The sequence below is a fragment of the Paenibacillus marinisediminis genome (assembly GCF_054343325.1).
Genome location: NZ_JBTGUH010000006.1, coordinates 156,175 through 173,031 on the forward strand (window position 1 = coordinate 156,175; position 16,857 = coordinate 173,031).

Sequence of the window (16,857 nt, forward strand, 5' to 3'; positions counted from 1 at the left end):
AGGGCTCGTTAGAGCCCTATTACCTACTTGATTCATCTATTTATTTGGTTCGAATAATTAACTCGCGGCGTGTTCCTCCAACAAATGAAAAAGAACCTCTTTGTTCTCTAGGCACGGATGTAGGTACGATTCCGATAGACGCCAACATTTTCTCTATTTCTTTTTTGGAGTTCTCTTGTTTTTTCTTAGGGGTCATCAGAATCACCCTTTCGCAGAATCCATATATTTCATATATTGTTTTCTCTCCTCATTATAGTCGATCATGTCAATTTGTGTCTACCACCCTCTATCCCGAATCCCCCCTCTTCCATCCTATGTCTAGTAAAATTACACTATGCCGGACTCTGCCTACTGGACAACATACCCACGATCTTTTCGCTTATCTCCTTCTCTACTCTGGCGATTTCCTCATCATAACTTCGAACTTCCAAGATCGAAGCATCGAATATCACCAAGTACAGATAATTCAGTCCCTGATCGTCTTTAAGTACGCGTCCCATATAGAGCCGATCCTTCTTTTCGCCAGCCTTTTTATACATAAAGGTAAACAACCGTGTTTCAAGTAATATCGATCGCAATATCCCCGTGCGCTTTATGCTATCCAGCTTAATATGATCTTCTGGATCAATAATGGTACTGAAGTCATAGCTCTCACCGAACTCTTCTTCAAGCAATCTAACGCCTAAGTCTAAATAAGCATACGATATCGCATCTTCTTCACTAAACTGATGATCTCTTCCAGCAAGCAGCATCCCTTGTTCGATAATAAAGAGTGTCATGGGCACTCTATGATCAACATCTAACGCCCTCTTTGCTTTTCTGAATTGAGCTAACAGGTTGGCGTCGAGTTCATAATAGGCCTGTCCCATTGCATTGAGATTGACTTGGTCACATACTTCTCCGAATTCATATTCTACCTTAATCTTTACCTTGTTGCGGATATGCTTTTCTTCAAATTGAAAGAGCTGTATCCCTTGGATATTACGATGGCGCTTCAAGAATGTAGCAAAATAATTGCGCAGCAGGTCTTTCTGACGGTAGCGGTAATACTCTCGATTGAGTAAGGTAGCTTGCAACAGTTCATCCTCTAAAGCTTTTCTCGCCTCTTCTGCTTCAGCTCGATACTTGTCCAGGGCTAGTCTAATAAAGAATGAAGCCACAAGCCACACTCCAATGGCAACCAAGGTAATAAAATAGATCGGGATCTTGAATTCATAGAAGATCTCCAGCTTTTCCGCTAGTATTCCTGGAGAAGGTCCATAGTTATTATATAAACCGAGTGAAGCGAGAACTACAAAGACAACAGCTGGGATCAAATATACAAATACAATTTCCCACTTCTTCAAACCCTCTCACCTCGATCTGCTTTCTAATTCCTAAGCGCATGTGCCCCATTCAGCTGAAACCACTTTTAATTATTCGTCCATCTTCCATAATCCTCCTTCTTTTTGTTCTTATGTATCAGGTCAGCTAAAATGGGGTTAACGCACTTATCGAATATGAAAATACTGAATATCATAGATTAGGGAGCGTCGTGACAAGCCATGGATATTCTGATTGAGCACATTGATGTTACGTCTACCAAGGTGGAATTTTAAGGTTGTATTATTTCTGTTTATAGCTAATATCAACTAGATTAATTTTACTTATGGCACTATTTCGATGTATAGTACAGATAGATAATATGGACATTATGCTGTGATAAGGAGCGATTGCATTGGAGAGAGTAGTTGGAACGGTTGTTAGAGGTCTTCGTTGCCCGATCATCAACCAAGGGGACAATATAGAAGAAATCGTAGTAGACAGTGTGCTGAAGGCTGCAGAAGTCGAGGGCTTTCAACTGAATGATAAAGATATTGTTACGGTCACGGAATCAATCGTTGCCCGCGCTCAAGGAAATTATGCAACGATCGACCATATTGCAAAGGATGTTCAATCCAAATTCGGAGATGAGACGATTGGCGTCATATTCCCGATCTTAAGCCGCAATCGCTTTGCGATCTGTCTGCGCGGTATTGCTAAAGGAGCTAAGAAGATCGTTCTCATGCTCAGCTACCCATCGGATGAAGTGGGTAACCACTTGGTAAGCATCGACATGCTTGATGAAAAGGGCGTAAATCCTTGGACAGATGTGTTAACAGAAGCACAATTCCGTGGTTACTTCGGTCATAACAAACATACATTCACGGGTGTCGATTATATTGACTACTATAAATCCTTGATCGAAGAATACGGTGTTGAATGTGAAGTCATCTTCTCGAACAACCCTAAAACCATCTTAAATTACACTAAAAATGTACTCACTTGCGATATTCACACTAGATTCAGAACGAAGAGAATATTAAAAGAAAACGGCGGCGAAAAAATCTATAGCCTCGATAACATACTATCTGAGTCTGTTGACGGCAGCGGATGCAACGAAGCTTATGGTCTGTTGGGATCCAATAAATCAACAGAAAATACCGTTAAGCTGTTCCCACGTAATTGCCAGCCAATCGTGGATAAGATTCAGCATAGCCTTCAAGAAAAGACAGGCAAACTCGTCGAAGTCATGATCTACGGAGATGGAGCATTTAAAGATCCAGTAGGTCAAATATGGGAGCTCGCGGATCCAGTTGTATCACCGGCTTATACCGCAGGTCTCGATGGAACACCGAATGAGATCAAGTTGAAATATCTTGCGGACAACAACTTTGCGGGGCTAAGAGGCGAAGAGCTTCAACAAGCGATTACCCAATATATTGATAATAAGAAGTCGGACCTCGTAGGATCGATGGAATCCCAAGGGACTACACCGAGAAGACTTACGGACCTGATCGGCTCTCTATCCGATCTGACTTCTGGAAGCGGAGATAAAGGTACACCGATTATTTATATCCAAGGCTATTTTGATAACTATACCAAATAATTGTATAAATGAAAATATTTAATATTGAGCTGTCTAATAAGTCATAAGGATTGACTGATGGACAGCTCTTTATTTTGCTATCCGAGATATGAATGATGTACTGATGGTTATAGGCGGCTTCCCTTATCCGTCTGATCTGGATTGGACAGCTGCTCTTGAGCTAAGCGGATCATCTCACGCACCATCGTGCCGCCGATCTTGCCACCGATCTGCCCCGCCGATTCCGTGGTCAATTCACCATTACCTTCCGGTTGCAGCGGTATATTCAGTTCTTTGGCCACTTCGAACTTCACATCATCCGGTCGATTTGGGTTAACAGCATAGCCTTCTTTTCTCATCACATCTGCCTTAAATGCCTGCACCGCCTGCTCTACCCCCGGCACCGCATATTTTCGATTTCTTCTCCTTGCCATCTGGTTTGCCCCCTCGGTGTCATTTTCATTAGCATGCCCCTTGAAGGAGCAATTATAAAGGAATTAACCGTTAGACTGATGTTGAAGTATTAAGCTGTCGAGCAGGATAGCGCAACTATTACCCCCTGTTGGAGTCAAATATTGGATAGGAAACTAAAAGAAAATAAGAGTTAATCGTGCAAGGAGGTAACGATGGCCTACTCACGTTTAATTGTTTTGGTAATGGCGTTTGAAGTGCTTATCACGGTTTTAGTCGGAGTTGGCGTTTATTTTGGATTTTCCGTATTTCCTTATACTCAGTCACTGCTAACGACAACTGGTACTGCCGTACAGACAGCCGGTATTACCGCAACCATCCCATTGTATATGCCGTCGCTTACGGATCTGAAGATCCCATACACGTATCTTCAAGCGGGGGTACAGTCTTGGGGAATCACGGCATTTCTTGTATCTGCGGCTGTAATGGGATTGCAAAGCTTTGTCAGGGGCATGTACCTTGGGGGTCTCAAAGGGTGGATTCTGAACCGTAAGATAGTCCCTCTATTCGCGTGTGGACGCAGGTATTTCGGCAATATGATAGTATGGACTATTTTTCAAAGCATGATGGGCGTGTTGATTGTTTTCCTCGCTTCAATCTTTTCCCTGATCGGGATCATATCGATGATTGCTTTACTATTTTACACGCTAACGCCATATCTGATTGTCCTCCAAAATATATCTTTTCGTGATGCATTGGCAAAAGCGCCTCGTATGTTTCGTCGCTATTTCGGCACATTGCTGCCGCTTGGGCTATTAGCCATGCTTTGCACGCTAGTTATCAGCCAATTCCGATCGCTAACACCCCCTTGGGGATACGCGGTACCGTTGCTCACTTACGCATGTATTGGAACCTTGCTGATCGGGGCGTTAATGAGGCAGCTGTCAGCGAAGCTAGCGCAAGACGGTGAACAGGTTCCAGATCTGCCATACGGCGAGATCCGCGCTCGCAGGACAGTAAACGCTATGATTGTGCTGCTCGTCCCAATACTAGTCTGGGTGGGTATTTTTGCAGCTTCTGGCAGGCACCTTAGTGCGTTTGAATTTGGTAATAAGAAGCAGCTCGACGGTATCTCCTTTAATACGAATTTCTCTGACGTATTTTATGCTTCAGATCAAATGTATACAGCTTACGCATGGCAGACAGGTGATTACCGACTTGCCATGAACCTTCCAGACTTGTCAGACGAGCAGAAGCCAGCGGAACTGCGTGGGATAGCCGACATCACGTGGCAGGTAGATGAAGAAATTCGCACTTCTTTTAAGAATTCAACCCATATCTACGTGGAGCCTATCATGCACAAGAGCCGGTTAATGTATCGACTTGTTCGGGAGACAGCTAACGATGGCAGTTATTACTACTCCAGTATGAACGGCTCTGCTTCGATCATGCCTGGAGGAGAGCGGCCGCGTGATCCATTATCCATTCAAATAATGGTTAGTGGAGACGGTAAGCATATTTTTGTAATGCAATACCCAACGCGCTTTGATATCTCACAGGTATTCCGTGTTTCGGATGACGGGCGGTATTTGATCCCGAAGACGAGCCCAGTGAATCCAATGGATTTCAACACTTACTGGTTTACCGCGGAGCAGAGTACGGAGAATCTGTTCGAATTGCTTGCCGCCAAAAACAAAACGAATTACATAGCGACGATTAACCGAGCTTACCTGGCGCTTGCTTGTGCCATGCAGGAAGGAGACGGGCGCATGGTCGTCGATCTGCTGGAGACGATGCGGCGTGCTGGCGTAAACGTGAAAGCTCCCGACTGGGATGAGGTGACGTGGACAGATACCTTACAATCCCGATATAAAGGTGCCAGCGTGCAGAGGACCCTTGAGCTGATGACAAAGGCTGGAGTTCAGAATGCGTATGTAGGAAAAGAACTAACAGATAAAAGCGATGAAAAGATCGGGGTTTATCAATTCGAGGTGCCGTTCCCAGACGGAATGCTGCCAATCACATATCAGGAATCTAAGGTAGACGGCAAGTTGTTGTCCGTCAGTGTAATGGAATAGAGCAAAAAGAGCAGCTCAGGTGTACCTACTAAGCCTCCAATTGCCGAACTAATAAAGTAACCGTAAAGAGAACTAATTAGTTCTCCTTACGGTTTTATTTTGCAAACAATATTCATAGAAGTTAAATATCATGTGAGGTTAAATCAAAATTATATTAAATCAATTTTCACATGAATCATAGCACTCTAAAGATACATCACTCAGAACGAGGCGACATCGGGATCAGCGGTATGAGATTGCTTCGGAAATAGGAATTGTGTGGTGTAGGGTGAATATTGACCATGCAATCGAAAAGCTTTTTCAATTTCAGCTGCAGCACGACGTGCATCTTCTACGGTTCGCTTGCCAGTAACGATGTCGTTCATCAAGTTTAAAGCCATAAAATTCGCCGCTTCTTGGTCGCACTTAGCAGTAGCTTCACCAGCCGTACGGTCCGGATATAAGCTACCATCAAACTGTGCTATGTCATTAAAAAATTGAACAGGGACTTTATAATCAATGGTTTGTGCTAAATAATCAAGATGGGGAGTCGGAGAGTTATGAGGTACTGTATGAAGATGAACCGTCGTCCGCTTCCAAGGAGCATTGTTATACCACGTAATTTTAGTCATGCATGCATCATTCGGTAAACCATATTTATTGATTAACAAATGAACCGTATTTTTTTGTTCCTCAGGCCAATTCGCCAAAATTTGATCTATAACCGGATGAACAGGGGGATGCTGACGATAATATCCTCTCAATCCACTATACATTTTACAGAAACCTCCCTCTAACAGATGTAATAATATATACTGGTCATCTGTCCATAGTTACAAGAGAATTCTTATCTCAATATTAAGGCGATAAGTTTGAAAATTATTATGGAAAGTATAACCCACGATAGCATAATGAGAAGGGATTGACCGCGATGCAGAGGATTAAGTTGATGTATAAACAATTCTTAAGGGAACCTTTATGGTTTAAGCTTCTAATCTCTTCAACTTTGCTTATTACGATAATATTTAGCAGTTCATTTTTTTCGTATAATGGTTATTACCAAAGTATTGCTAAATTAGCGGCCGCTATTTTTTTCTCTGTATATGGCGTAAAATTCCGTAAAAACACACTAATTTCTGTTATCTTTTTTGTAGTTGCAATTATTTGTATTTATTTGTCATGGGACTATTTCAGCCAAGCACGTCATTAAGCTAAAGGGTACGATAACATGTATTCTTAGGGGGGGGTTAATGGTGGCTACAATTGCAATTGGATTTATATCTATAATCCTCGCTCTTTCTGATTTGATTTTAAGAAAATGGATTGCTGGTACTAAAAAAGTGGAACTTCCTGATGAGGGTAAAAAAGTTGAAAAATGGGGTAAGATAATACTTGCAACCATTGGTATTATTACTGTAATTATTTTTCTTGATCTAGATATCTTAGATGCCGATGCTATGAAGTGGTTTTGGATGGTAGTTATAATAACAGCATTTGGATTTCAGTCATTTATTGATTGGAAATATCTAAAGGGTTCGAAACTATATATCGTTTCACTTATTAATCTAATCCTAGGCGTAATTTTAGTTTATTTTCTTCTCTAATATAACGGGAAACGAGTTCAATAACAAAAGGGCTGTCGAGTGGCAGCCCTTTATTCCGCTACAAGGAATTTAGTAAAATAAAGAAATAAGATAAACTAAGTTTGAGGTGATATAAATGATATTAGTGAGCTCTTGTCTAGCAGGCCTAGAGGTAAGATATAACGGTACGCATTGTTTAGATAAAACGATACGCCAGCTGGTAGAAGAAAACCAAGCAATATCTGTATGCCCGGAATTACTCGGGGGATTTCTAACTCCAAGAGAGCCGGCTGAGATCGTTGGAGGTAATGGGGCAGATGTCCTTGATGGTAGGGCAAAAGTGGTCGAGAAATCGGGAAGAGACGTTACAGAACAGTATATAAAAGGAGCCTATGCTACTCTAAGAAAAGCTCAAGAGGTCGATGCAACACTAGTTATTCTTAAGGAGTTTAGTCCCTCTTGCGGAAGTTCGATGATTTATAATGGTGAATTTATAGATAAGAAAATTGTCGGAAACGGAGTGACAACTGCTCTACTTAAACGAAACGGAATTCAAGTCGTTTCAGAAGAGAGACTCACTGATTTTCTTGATGGCAACTTTAAATAGTTAACGGGAATAAGGACGGAGCAGTATGCCGCGGCAGCTGCTCCCTATTTTTATTGAAATAACGGGTAGATAGTTCAATAACTATAAATACATGTGAAAAAGATTGGATGTCAATTGTTTAGGATTTGGTGATGTCATTGTTTTTAGCTCTTAGGCTCTTGCCCATTTTCCAAACCTTTAGATAGGCAAGTGCATAGAATTGAAACAAACAATGAAATCCTGGGAGGAGAATGAATATTGTACCGTAATTCATACTATCCATATCAATGGCATAATCCTAAGCATGATTATAGGAATAACATCAATTGGAGTAATAACTGGAATTGTCATTATTACAATGGGATCAACACCAACTGGTATTCTTATAGATTAGCAGATCATGGGCAAAGACCCTTTGTAGTGAATATTGACCAAGCTACTAAGCAAAATAATACTTACCGCACCGCTTTGTGGACAGGGAAACACCTTCAAGTGACCTTAATGAGTATTAATGTTGGAGATGACATTGGATTAGAAGTTCATCCCACAACGGATCAATTCATACGTATTGAAGAAGGTCAGGGACTTGTTCAGATGGGTGTAAGTAAAGATAATTTGAATTTTCAAGAAATGGCCTATGATGGCTATGCAATTATGGTACCTGCTGGAACATGGCACAATGTTACCAATACGGGGAATACCCCCCTTAAAATATACGCCATCTATGCGCCGCCTGAGCATCCATATGGTACGGTTCATGTAACAAAAGCTGATGCCATGTCCGCTGAATAAAGCCCCATCATTCAGGAGGACGCTCTACTATGAAGTTTAATCGCAGGACAAACAAAATCAACTCATTGAAAAAATTACTGCTATATCAGCAAGAAATGGTTACTCGTGGTTAAACTAACGGGACACCATAGCTTATTAAATAACTAAGACACGGCTGCCGGCATGGATCGACAGCCGTGTTGTGCTAACTGGTAGTTTAGTTGAATAAAAGCTGTAACATTCGTGAGGAGTTCCACGTCTCATATTCAATTGATGGATTTGGTAAAGGGGGACTTTACAATTTGATAAGAAGGATGATTATTTATGTTGTAATATGTAGTTTCGCTTTGTTGATTGGTTGCGATAAAGGACCCACCAAGCAGATTTCAGAACAGCATATTGAGACTACAACAATTGGAAATCCAACTGCACAAGAAGTTTTAAGAATGGATTCGAATGCTAATATCTTCATGTATAAAGACACCATTTATAATGCAGGAGTTTCTTGGGTAGACGAGTTAGAATTAACCAAAGACATACAAGTAACTGAAATCAGTCACCAAAGTAATAATGATAAAGATTTTAAAAACGGAACAGCAAATAAACTTGAAGTCGGAACAAAGATATTCCGTGTCAAAGAGCGAAATGACATACTGATAGCTGAAACAGAAAAAGGAGACATTAGATTTTATCAATTAGTTGAAGGATAATAATACAGATTCATGAGACACGATAGTGTTAAGGAGCTTGCAACGTGGTAGCTCCTTTTTCATTTGCTGAAGTATGTGCCGGTTAACCAATAATGCCAAAAAAGGACGATCCCTAACCTAAAAAAGACATGGATACATGATAGTCTATAAAAATAAACATAAGTCTATTACTTTCTCTGTATAAATTGTATGTTATATAAGCGACCGCGGCGCAAAAATCAGGATTTAAGTTGTAATTGCTATCAGTATCCTAATGCGTTGGATGTAAGCCTATGCGAAATATAGATAATAGATATAATTTTACAATGCCTCATTAAAAACGGAGGAGTCGAAGACTGATGAATACAACAGGTATTCGGTACGAACGCTTCAGTGAAAAAGATTATACTGCCGCAAGAGAATTATTAAGCTATGACGTCAACGCTGGTGAAAACATCCTTCGGGTGCTTGCTGAAGAGCCTGACTTATTTATTACCGCGTTCATTGAGGATAAGCTTGTTGCGATCGCCCAAGTGAACGAGCCTGCATCTCAGTCCTACTTAACTGTGTTTATCGCTCCACAGTTTCGCAGACAAGGAATCGGTTCTGCAATGGTAAAGTATGCTGAAGCCCAATTGCGGACAGGCGGAACCCAAAGAGTCAGGAGTTCCTTTCGTGCCGGTCATCACTCCTCTCTTGCGTTTGCGTGCAAGCTCGGCTATGACCAATATTTTTCATCGGCTTTAATGCAGCGAACTGACGATCCTTTTCCCCTGGAGGAGCTTCCGGTGAGACTATATACGGACGAAGACTATCTTGCCAGTCAGTTGCTGTATGCCACAGCTTTTCATGAAATGCGCGTCCGTGTCGGGTGCTTTCCCGATTCTGTGATTGCCGAGCCCAGTGAAAAAGAACGAAGAGCATGGTTAGAGGATGCGGAAGACCGTTTTGTCTACGAAATAAATGGAGAAATCGTCGCTTATGGCCACCTTTCCGGCAATGAACTCAGCAGTATTTGCGTCCGTTCAGACTTTCAAGGGCATGGGATCGGAAGAAAGTTTGCGATGTATTTATGTAACGAGATCTATCAGCGTGGCGGTGCGAACGTCGACCTTTGGTGTGTTGTCGGGAATTATGCCAGAAATCTGTATGACAGCCTTGGCTTTAAAGAAAAGTATATTATGCAATTTATGCGGAAAACGCTGTAATTCTTGTCGTTTCAGACAGCGCGAAGGACCAGTTGGTGTTGAACTAGAAGAAACGTTTGTTGAATAGTCAGGGAGCAGATTACTGAGGTAGCTGTTCCCTGTTTTCATTGAAGTAATGGGCAGGTTAGTTGAACAAGATAAGTGGAGGTTTTATGTCGCATTTGACACATTATGTGCAGTAAACAATGAAGAAAAAACCACTCATAGTATTTATATATGAGTGGAGTTAATTTAACAAATCAGCTGCCAATAGAGTAATAACACTAATCATTTGGATTTAGAATAGCTAACACCTGATGATCTTCCCAAATACCATTAATTTTAACATTTTTTATTGCTATTCCTTCCTTATGAAAACCTGCTTTTTCTAAAACTCTTATAGACCCGATGTTGTGCGGCTGTACTCCAGCTTCAATTCTATGCAAGTTAAGGGTTTCAAAAGCATATTTGACGATTGACTTAGCTGATTCTGTGGCAAAACCTTTGCCATTATGCTCTTGATCTAAGAAGTATCCAATGAGAGCACTTTGAAGATTTCCACGCATAACTTGGAATAAGCTGATGGTGCCAATGAGTTTATGATCATTTTCTTTATAGATGCCAAAATAGTATTCAATATCTTTTTGTTTGTTTTGTTCCCGTTTTACTATTAACTCTTGCTGTGCTTCTAAAGACCAGTAATTAGCAGGACGAGTCATTGAGTAATTCGAAAAAAATGAGCGATTTTTATTTTGCAAAAGCAGTAATTCCTCAGCATCCGAGAGAATAAATGGTCTAAGAAAAATATTTTCACTTTTAAGCATTTAATCTACCTTTCATTATTTAATACTTGTCATTATATCAGCAAAATATGCCGTTGGAGAAATATACCGCAAATTGGTTGATGCGCAGTGCGACGATATTGTGTAATAAGCTGTTTCTATATTGGAGTCAGTCTAATACATTATTTTGACTAGACAACGGGGACGACAAGGCATGCCTCCGATGGGAGCTTTGACGCTTAAGAAGATGTCGAGTATGATCGGAATAAAGATTGAGACACTAGGACTATGAATAAGGTTTATGAAAGGAAGCATCCATGGAACGGAATAATATCACATATGCGTCAATTGATGATTACATTTCACAATTTCCATCCGAGGTTCAGGAAATACTTGGAACGTTACGAAAAGTTATCAAAGAGTCGGCACCAGGCGCACAGGAAAAGATCAGTTATCAAATGCCTACATTCGTGCTCCATGGGAATCTGGTACATTTTGCAGCCCATAAGCATCATATCGGATTCTATCCCGCTCCAAGTGGAATTGATGCATTTAAAGCTGAATTGTCTGAATATAAAGGGGCAAAGGGATCCGTACAATTTCCTATAGATAAGCCGCTTCCTTATGCTTTAATAAGCAGGATCGTTCAGTATAGAGTCGCTGAGAATATAGAGAAGGCAGAAAAGAAATTAACAAAGAGTCATCAAAAACAAAGTACTTAGTATTAGATCAACAATAGTATTTAGCATTTTATAATTGTCCCCTTCCGCCAAAGCGGCTAAGGGGATTTTTGCTTTCCTCAATCTTCTATTTACACTATGTAACAGGTAATATATATATTGGATAGGTATAATCAGGAAAATAGCGGATCTCTAAGATACAGATAACCGAACAGAGAGAAAGGATGCTGTGAGCATAGTGGATACAATTCTAATCATCGAAGATCAAGAGGATGTCAATCTCATGCTGGCAGAAGCATTGATCAGCGCTGGCTATAACGTGAGATCATCCTATACCGGTGTAGATGGGATAGATGAGATCAAGAATAACTCGTTTGATCTCATCTTGCTCGATATTATGCTCCCATACAAGAGCGGAGATGAAATACTGAAGGAAATGCGAAAATTTTCTGAAACACCCGTCATCATCATTTCTGCAAAGGATATGGTCGGCACGAAGATTGACCTGTTGAAGCTGGGTGCGGATGACTATATTACCAAGCCCTTTGATCTGGGAGAAGTTGTCGCAAGGGTGGAATCCAACCTGCGCCGTTCTCATAAGCAGCTGCAAGAAAGCAAGGTATTTCGTTATAAGGATCTAGCGCTGGATGACAATACAAAGCGTGTTACGGTTGGCGATACTGAAATGGAACTGACCGCTAAAGAGTACATGATATTGGAGCTGCTGCTTAAGCATGACGGCAAGGTGTTTACCAAAGCGAACCTGTATGAATCAGTCTGGAACGAGGAGTATCTCGGTGACGATAATGCGGTTAAGACTCATATGAGCAATCTGCGCAATAAGCTCAAGAAAGCGAACCCGAATGAGGAGTATATCGAAACCGTATGGGGCCTGGGATATCGATTATATAAAGTATAAATTATCGGTTTCCTGACCTTTGTAATGCTCTCCTTAACCTTTTCTAAACCAATGGAAATTACACTAATGTCAGAAAGGAGAGGTGAGCAATATGAAACAATACGTTGTGAAAACAGCCCATCTTACGAAAAGCTACCACGGTTCCTATGCACTGCGTGATGTGTCGATCACGATGGAACCCGGCAAGATATACGGTCTAATCGGACAAAACGGCGCTGGGAAAACAACGCTGATGCGCCTTCTAGCCGGGCTATCCTTCCCTACTGAAGGCAGCATAGAGCTGTTCGGCCATAGTGGCGAGCGTGCGCTGCAGGGCGAGAGAAAGCGGCTGGGCTGTATGATCGAGCATCCGGGCTTCGCCCCTTATCTGACGGCGAAAGAAAATCTGACGCTGCACCGCATGATGCGCGGAGTTCCCAACAAGGAAATAGAACGTGAATTGTTAGAACTGGTCGGTCTTACGGATACAGGAAACAAGAAGGCCAAGAACTTCTCGCTTGGGATGAAGCAGCGTCTAGGTATTGCGATCGCACTGCTAGGCAACCCTGAGCTGCTGATCTTGGACGAACCGATCAATGGACTTGACCCATTGGGCGTCATTGAAGTGCGCAATCTACTGAAGAAGCTGTGCGAAGAACGACAGATGACTATCCTAATCTCAAGCCATAACTTGCCGGAACTCTATCAGACCGTAACGGACTATATCATCATCCATAAAGGCGAGATCAAACAGACACTCACCCTCGAACAGCTCGATGAGAACTGCAAGCACTACATCTATATTAGCTGCGATCAGCCGGAGAAGCTGACGAGCATATTGGAGATGCAGTTGGGTACGACCAACTATAAGGTCATGCCAGACAAAACGATTAAGCTATATGATTATTTGGATCGACAAGAACTAGTGGCCAGGACGATCTATGACAATGGGATTGTTGCTACCAAACTGTCTATTGAGGGCGATACGCTAGAAAACTACTTTATCTCGGTTATTGGAGGTGGTCAGCATGTTTAATCTGATCAGAGCGGACCTCTATAAGCTGCGCAAATCAACTTCTATAAAGATATTGTTGGGAATTACGACTTTAAGTGCAATTCTGATGGCAATCATGGCGTATCTGATCCCTCAGGGCAAGATTGAGGCCAGCAAGGCCGGAATCGGGTTCATATTCTCTGATATCAATGTGATCAGCATACTCGGCGCTGTTGTCACAGGTATTATAATCAGCAGTGATTTCGATAACAAAACGATCCACAATGCGATTGCGAGCGGCTGCAGCAGAGTTGCCGTAATCATGAGCAAAGCAGCCGTACTCTCCTTAACCATAGCACTCATCCTGCTTCCTTATGCGATCGTCACGTGGATAGCTCTTGGCTCAGGCAATGAATTCAGTATGGGTTCCGTGGCCGTGGGCTTCCTCCATACGCTAACATCAGAGGCTGGCACCGCCTTCTCAGCTTCAGACATATGGAAGCTGTTAGGTATCACATTGACCTTGATTACCCTATATGTGGCACAAGTCAGTATCTGTATACCGCTTGCCTTTATGCTTAAGAAGCCCGTGCTCATCATTCCTATTTACTATGGATTCACCATTCTATGTGCTCAGTTAATGGGATCAAGCGGCGGCGCTTCCTTGTTTGACCGTATATTTTCCGTAACGCCGTATGGAGGAGACTATGCCTTTATGACACTGGATACGGACATCGGAATGCTGTTACAGGCATTAGCGGTTAGCCTTGTGTTTATAATCGTGATGGTTGCCATCGTATATGGAGCATTTAGAAGAACAGAGATCAAATAACTCAAGGGCTGGTGAACGCGTTGACCATTGCGGTTGGCATTCTAATCATGGTAACTATGCTGCTCGTTACGTATAACGTCTTGCTTCAACTGCAATTGCGCAGCATCAACCGCCAATTGGTTAAACGAATGGCGGAGCATACGCGTCAGCCCGTCAGCTTAGAGTTAATTAATCGAGAGCTTAATATGTTGGCCATTAATATCAATAAGTGCCTTAAGACGGAGGAAACCCTCCGTCTTCACAGCATTCGCGAGGAGAAGAACTTCAAGGAGCTAATCGCCAATATATCGCATGATCTACGTACACCGCTTACTGCAATCAAGGGCTATCAGCAGCTTATAGCACAAGGTGGGCTGGATGAAGATCAGCGTAAGAAGCTTCACATTGCACAGAAGCACGCTGATGAACTGGGACGGTTGATTGAGCACTTTTTCGAATACTCCTATCTTCTGAATGCGGAGTCTGAGCTTAATATCGAACGAATAAACCTAACCAATCTTGTGGCTGAGTGCCTCGCAGCGTCCGTTACTACATTGGAAACATGCAATCTTGTTGTACATCTGGAGGAGGCACCACCGCTATTCGTCCATGCTGATAAAGAAATGGTCACGAGGATTATTCATAATCTTATTCGCAACTGTGTTCAACACTCTAGTGGAGATATTAAGGTTCGCTTACTGGCTGCCGATAAGGCGGTCATTTCGTTTTGCAATCCTGTGAAACATGCCTCCGCCATTGATGTAAAGCGGCTGTTTGACCGGTTCTATACAGGCGATACATCTAGAAAGAGCAGTACAGGTTTGGGCCTATCTATCATCAGGCTATTAGCGGAACAGATGGGCGGCAGCACAAGCGCATCCTTACAAGACGGATTCCTCGAGATATGCGTCGAGTTTCCGCTATAACTAAAGCACAGCGCAAAAAAAGAACGAGAGCTGCTCGCAGTTCTCGTTCTTCCGTATGCCCTGCATCAAGTACCGCAGAATGTTCGGTAAGGATTGCACGATGGCTCAGGCAGCGTGGAATATTCCGCTTGTTCCGGAGTGTGTGCGTAGGGACGCGCAAGAACAGCCAGAAGCCGCTCCATCACGCTGTAGTCCCCTCGTTCCACTGCCGCCTCCAGCGCTTCTTCCACCCGATGGTTGCGCGGGATTACCGCGGGATTGCTGTTTCGCATCAGCTGGTGAGACGCGTCACTAGATTCCTGCTGCCTGCCTAGTCTCGCCTGCCACTGCTCATGCCATTGAGCATATTCCGCCTTGCCATGCAGAGCATTGTCCTCAGGCTTATCAAATGTTAATGCTCGGAACGTATTGGTGAAGTCCGCACGATACTTCTGCATCATGCTAAGAAGATCCTCAATAAGGGATTCATCCTGCGGCTCTTCATGGAATAACCCTAGTTTAGCCCTCATTCCTGCGAGCCAATTGCGGTTATACAGCTCAGCAAACTCGGAGATCGCATCCTCGGCCATCTCGATAGCTTGCTCCTCATTGTCATGCAGCAGAGGCAGCAGCGTCTCCGCATATCTCGCAAGATTCCAAGCAGCAATAGGCGGTTGATTGCCGTAAGCATAGCGGCCTTGAACGTCAATGGAACTGAACACCGTATCTTCATCATAGGTATCCATGAATGCACATGGGCCATAATCAATAGTTTCTCCGCTAAGGGCCATATTATCGGTATTCATCACCCCGTGAATAAAGCCAACGAGCTGCCACTTGGCAATCAGCTCGGCTTGACGCTTGATCACTTCCCGCAGGAGGGCAAGATAGCGGTTCTCACCAAGATCAGCCTCTGGAAAATGTCTCTGCAGCGTGTAATCAGCCAAAGCTCGGAGATCCTCAACAGTACCCCATTTTGCTGCATATTGAAAGGTTCCAACGCGCAGATGACTGGCGGCTACACGAGTCAGAACCGCACCAGGAAGCTCCGTTTCGCGGAAGACGGGTTCACCCGTCGATACAACCGCTAGGCTTCGAGTGGTCGCAATACCCAGCGCATGCATGGCTTCGCTCATGATGTACTCACGCAGCATCGGTCCAAGCGCCGCACGACCATCTCCCCGGCGGGAATATGGCGTCACTCCCGGACCTTTAAGCTGAATATCATACCGTTCACCTCTAGGCGTGATCTGCTCACCAAGCAGCAGCGCCCGGCCATCGCCTAACATGGTAAAATGCCCGAACTGGTGCCCCGCATAAGCTTGCGCAAGCGGCGAGGCTCCATCTGGAATCTGGTTGCCGGCAAATATCGCCGTGCCGTCAGTACTGTGCAGCGCTTGAACGTTCAACCCCAAGGATGCTGCCAAGGGTTCATTCAGCTTGACTAGCTTCGGTGCCCGTACTGGTGTTGGGTTGAGCCTAGTATAAAATGATTCCGGCAGACGGGCATAACTGTTGTCGAAGTTCCATCCCATATCTGTTATCGCGTTCTTCTCAGTCATCGTATCTCCTTATTTCGAACAGGAATTATGATTGTATGGACATAGACTAGCTCC

General features: G+C 43.1%; 18 protein-coding genes. 12 read left to right on the forward strand and 6 right to left on the reverse strand.

Going from position 1 to position 16,857, the window contains the following annotated elements:
* Positions 1–40 precede the first annotated feature (40 nt).
* Together ACXX53_RS15045 and ACXX53_RS15050 are read right to left on the reverse strand one after the other, a co-directional pair.
* Positions 41–196, reverse strand: a complete 156-nt coding sequence (locus tag ACXX53_RS15045) for a hypothetical protein (protein ID WP_458569480.1) — start codon at positions 194–196, stop codon at positions 41–43.
* A 136-nt stretch (positions 197–332) separates the two neighbouring features.
* Positions 333–1,346 carry a hypothetical protein gene (locus ACXX53_RS15050; protein WP_458569481.1) on the reverse strand — a complete coding sequence of 338 codons (1,014 nt, stop codon included), beginning with the start codon at positions 1,344–1,346 and terminating at the stop codon, positions 333–335.
* Between the two features lie 371 nt (positions 1,347–1,717).
* Between ACXX53_RS15050 and ACXX53_RS15055 the strand changes: the two genes are divergently transcribed.
* A complete protein-coding gene (locus ACXX53_RS15055) occupies positions 1,718–2,908 on the forward strand; it encodes a coenzyme F420-0:L-glutamate ligase (RefSeq protein ID WP_458569482.1) in 1,191 nt (396 codons plus the stop codon).
* Between the two features lie 107 nt (positions 2,909–3,015).
* On the opposite strand, the gene ACXX53_RS15060 is transcribed toward ACXX53_RS15055, so the two are convergent.
* Complete coding sequence (locus ACXX53_RS15060) at positions 3,016–3,321, reverse strand: alpha/beta-type small acid-soluble spore protein (protein WP_458569483.1); 306 nt, start codon at positions 3,319–3,321, stop codon at positions 3,016–3,018.
* 192 nt (positions 3,322–3,513) lie between these two features.
* On the opposite strand from ACXX53_RS15060, the gene ACXX53_RS15065 reads away from it, so the two are divergent.
* Positions 3,514–5,376: a hypothetical protein gene (locus ACXX53_RS15065; protein WP_458569484.1), complete on the forward strand. Its 1,863-nt coding sequence runs from the start codon at positions 3,514–3,516 to the stop codon at positions 5,374–5,376.
* 200 nt (positions 5,377–5,576) lie between these two features.
* Here ACXX53_RS15065 and ACXX53_RS15070 read toward each other — a convergent pair whose 3' ends face one another.
* Positions 5,577–6,131 carry a hypothetical protein gene (locus ACXX53_RS15070; protein WP_458569485.1) on the reverse strand — a complete coding sequence of 185 codons (555 nt, stop codon included), beginning with the start codon at positions 6,129–6,131 and terminating at the stop codon, positions 5,577–5,579.
* A 474-nt stretch (positions 6,132–6,605) separates the two neighbouring features.
* Here ACXX53_RS15070 and ACXX53_RS15075 point away from each other — a divergent pair, with 474 nt between their 5' ends.
* The 5 genes from ACXX53_RS15075 to ACXX53_RS15095 all read left to right on the forward strand — a co-directional run bounded on the left by ACXX53_RS15075 (position 6,606) and on the right by ACXX53_RS15095 (position 10,192).
* Entirely contained in the window at positions 6,606–6,959 is a 354-nt protein-coding gene (locus tag ACXX53_RS15075) for a DUF4181 domain-containing protein (RefSeq protein WP_458569486.1), read from the forward strand.
* Between the two features lie 115 nt (positions 6,960–7,074).
* Entirely contained in the window at positions 7,075–7,545 is a 471-nt protein-coding gene (locus ACXX53_RS15080; RefSeq protein WP_458569487.1) for a DUF523 domain-containing protein, read from the forward strand.
* Between the two features lie 237 nt (positions 7,546–7,782).
* Positions 7,783–8,316 (forward strand): cupin domain-containing protein, encoded by a 534-nt coding sequence (locus ACXX53_RS15085; protein WP_458569488.1) that lies wholly within the window; start codon positions 7,783–7,785, stop codon positions 8,314–8,316.
* 281 nt (positions 8,317–8,597) lie between these two features.
* Positions 8,598–9,005 carry a hypothetical protein gene (locus ACXX53_RS15090; RefSeq protein WP_458569489.1) on the forward strand — a complete coding sequence of 136 codons (408 nt, stop codon included), beginning with the start codon at positions 8,598–8,600 and terminating at the stop codon, positions 9,003–9,005.
* A 338-nt stretch (positions 9,006–9,343) separates the two neighbouring features.
* The gene (locus tag ACXX53_RS15095; RefSeq protein WP_458569490.1) at positions 9,344–10,192 is read left to right on the forward strand and encodes a GNAT family N-acetyltransferase; all 849 of its coding nucleotides are present in this window, start codon (positions 9,344–9,346) and stop codon (positions 10,190–10,192) included.
* A 263-nt stretch (positions 10,193–10,455) separates the two neighbouring features.
* On the opposite strand, the gene ACXX53_RS15100 is transcribed toward ACXX53_RS15095, so the two are convergent.
* The gene (locus ACXX53_RS15100; protein WP_458569491.1) at positions 10,456–10,995 is read right to left on the reverse strand and encodes a GNAT family N-acetyltransferase; all 540 of its coding nucleotides are present in this window, start codon (positions 10,993–10,995) and stop codon (positions 10,456–10,458) included.
* A 275-nt stretch (positions 10,996–11,270) separates the two neighbouring features.
* On the opposite strand from ACXX53_RS15100, the gene ACXX53_RS15105 reads away from it, so the two are divergent.
* The 5 genes from ACXX53_RS15105 (at position 11,271) to ACXX53_RS15125 (ending at position 15,262) form a co-directional block, all read left to right on the forward strand.
* Positions 11,271–11,675, forward strand: coding sequence for an iron chaperone (locus tag ACXX53_RS15105; RefSeq protein WP_458569492.1), 405 nt, complete (start codon positions 11,271–11,273; stop codon positions 11,673–11,675).
* Between the two features lie 196 nt (positions 11,676–11,871).
* Complete coding sequence (locus ACXX53_RS15110; protein WP_458569493.1) at positions 11,872–12,552, forward strand: response regulator transcription factor; 681 nt, start codon at positions 11,872–11,874, stop codon at positions 12,550–12,552.
* Positions 12,553–12,643: 91 nt separating this feature from the next.
* Positions 12,644–13,567 (forward strand): ABC transporter ATP-binding protein, encoded by a 924-nt coding sequence (locus ACXX53_RS15115; RefSeq protein WP_458569494.1) that lies wholly within the window; start codon positions 12,644–12,646, stop codon positions 13,565–13,567.
* A complete protein-coding gene (locus tag ACXX53_RS15120) occupies positions 13,560–14,357 on the forward strand; it encodes an ABC transporter permease (RefSeq protein WP_458569495.1) in 798 nt (265 codons plus the stop codon). Before ACXX53_RS15115 ends, ACXX53_RS15120 begins: the two co-directional genes overlap by 8 nt.
* A gap of 11 nt (positions 14,358–14,368) precedes the next feature.
* Complete coding sequence (locus ACXX53_RS15125) at positions 14,369–15,262, forward strand: sensor histidine kinase (protein WP_458569496.1); 894 nt, start codon at positions 14,369–14,371, stop codon at positions 15,260–15,262.
* Between the two features lie 65 nt (positions 15,263–15,327).
* Here ACXX53_RS15125 and ACXX53_RS15130 read toward each other — a convergent pair whose 3' ends face one another.
* Positions 15,328–16,803, reverse strand: a complete 1,476-nt coding sequence (locus tag ACXX53_RS15130) for a protein adenylyltransferase SelO (RefSeq protein WP_458569497.1) — start codon at positions 16,801–16,803, stop codon at positions 15,328–15,330.
* Positions 16,804–16,857 lie beyond the last annotated feature (54 nt).

Coding starts and splice junctions, on each gene's coding strand:
- ACXX53_RS15120 (WP_458569495.1), top strand. CDS start 13,560: ATGTTTAATCTGATCAGAGCGGACCTCTATAAGCTGCGCAAATCAACT.
- ACXX53_RS15115 (WP_458569494.1), top strand. CDS start 12,644: ATGAAACAATACGTTGTGAAAACAGCCCATCTTACGAAAAGCTACCAC.
- ACXX53_RS15065 (WP_458569484.1), top strand. CDS start 3,514: ATGGCCTACTCACGTTTAATTGTTTTGGTAATGGCGTTTGAAGTGCTT.
- ACXX53_RS15100 (WP_458569491.1), bottom strand. CDS start 10,995: ATGCTTAAAAGTGAAAATATTTTTCTTAGACCATTTATTCTCTCGGAT.
- ACXX53_RS15045 (WP_458569480.1), bottom strand. CDS start 196: ATGACCCCTAAGAAAAAACAAGAGAACTCCAAAAAAGAAATAGAGAAA.
- ACXX53_RS15075 (WP_458569486.1), top strand. CDS start 6,606: ATGGTGGCTACAATTGCAATTGGATTTATATCTATAATCCTCGCTCTT.
- ACXX53_RS15080 (WP_458569487.1), top strand. CDS start 7,075: ATGATATTAGTGAGCTCTTGTCTAGCAGGCCTAGAGGTAAGATATAAC.
- ACXX53_RS15095 (WP_458569490.1), top strand. CDS start 9,344: ATGAATACAACAGGTATTCGGTACGAACGCTTCAGTGAAAAAGATTAT.
- ACXX53_RS15105 (WP_458569492.1), top strand. CDS start 11,271: ATGGAACGGAATAATATCACATATGCGTCAATTGATGATTACATTTCA.
- ACXX53_RS15060 (WP_458569483.1), bottom strand. CDS start 3,321: ATGGCAAGGAGAAGAAATCGAAAATATGCGGTGCCGGGGGTAGAGCAG.
- ACXX53_RS15070 (WP_458569485.1), bottom strand. CDS start 6,131: ATGTATAGTGGATTGAGAGGATATTATCGTCAGCATCCCCCTGTTCAT.
- ACXX53_RS15130 (WP_458569497.1), bottom strand. CDS start 16,803: ATGACTGAGAAGAACGCGATAACAGATATGGGATGGAACTTCGACAAC.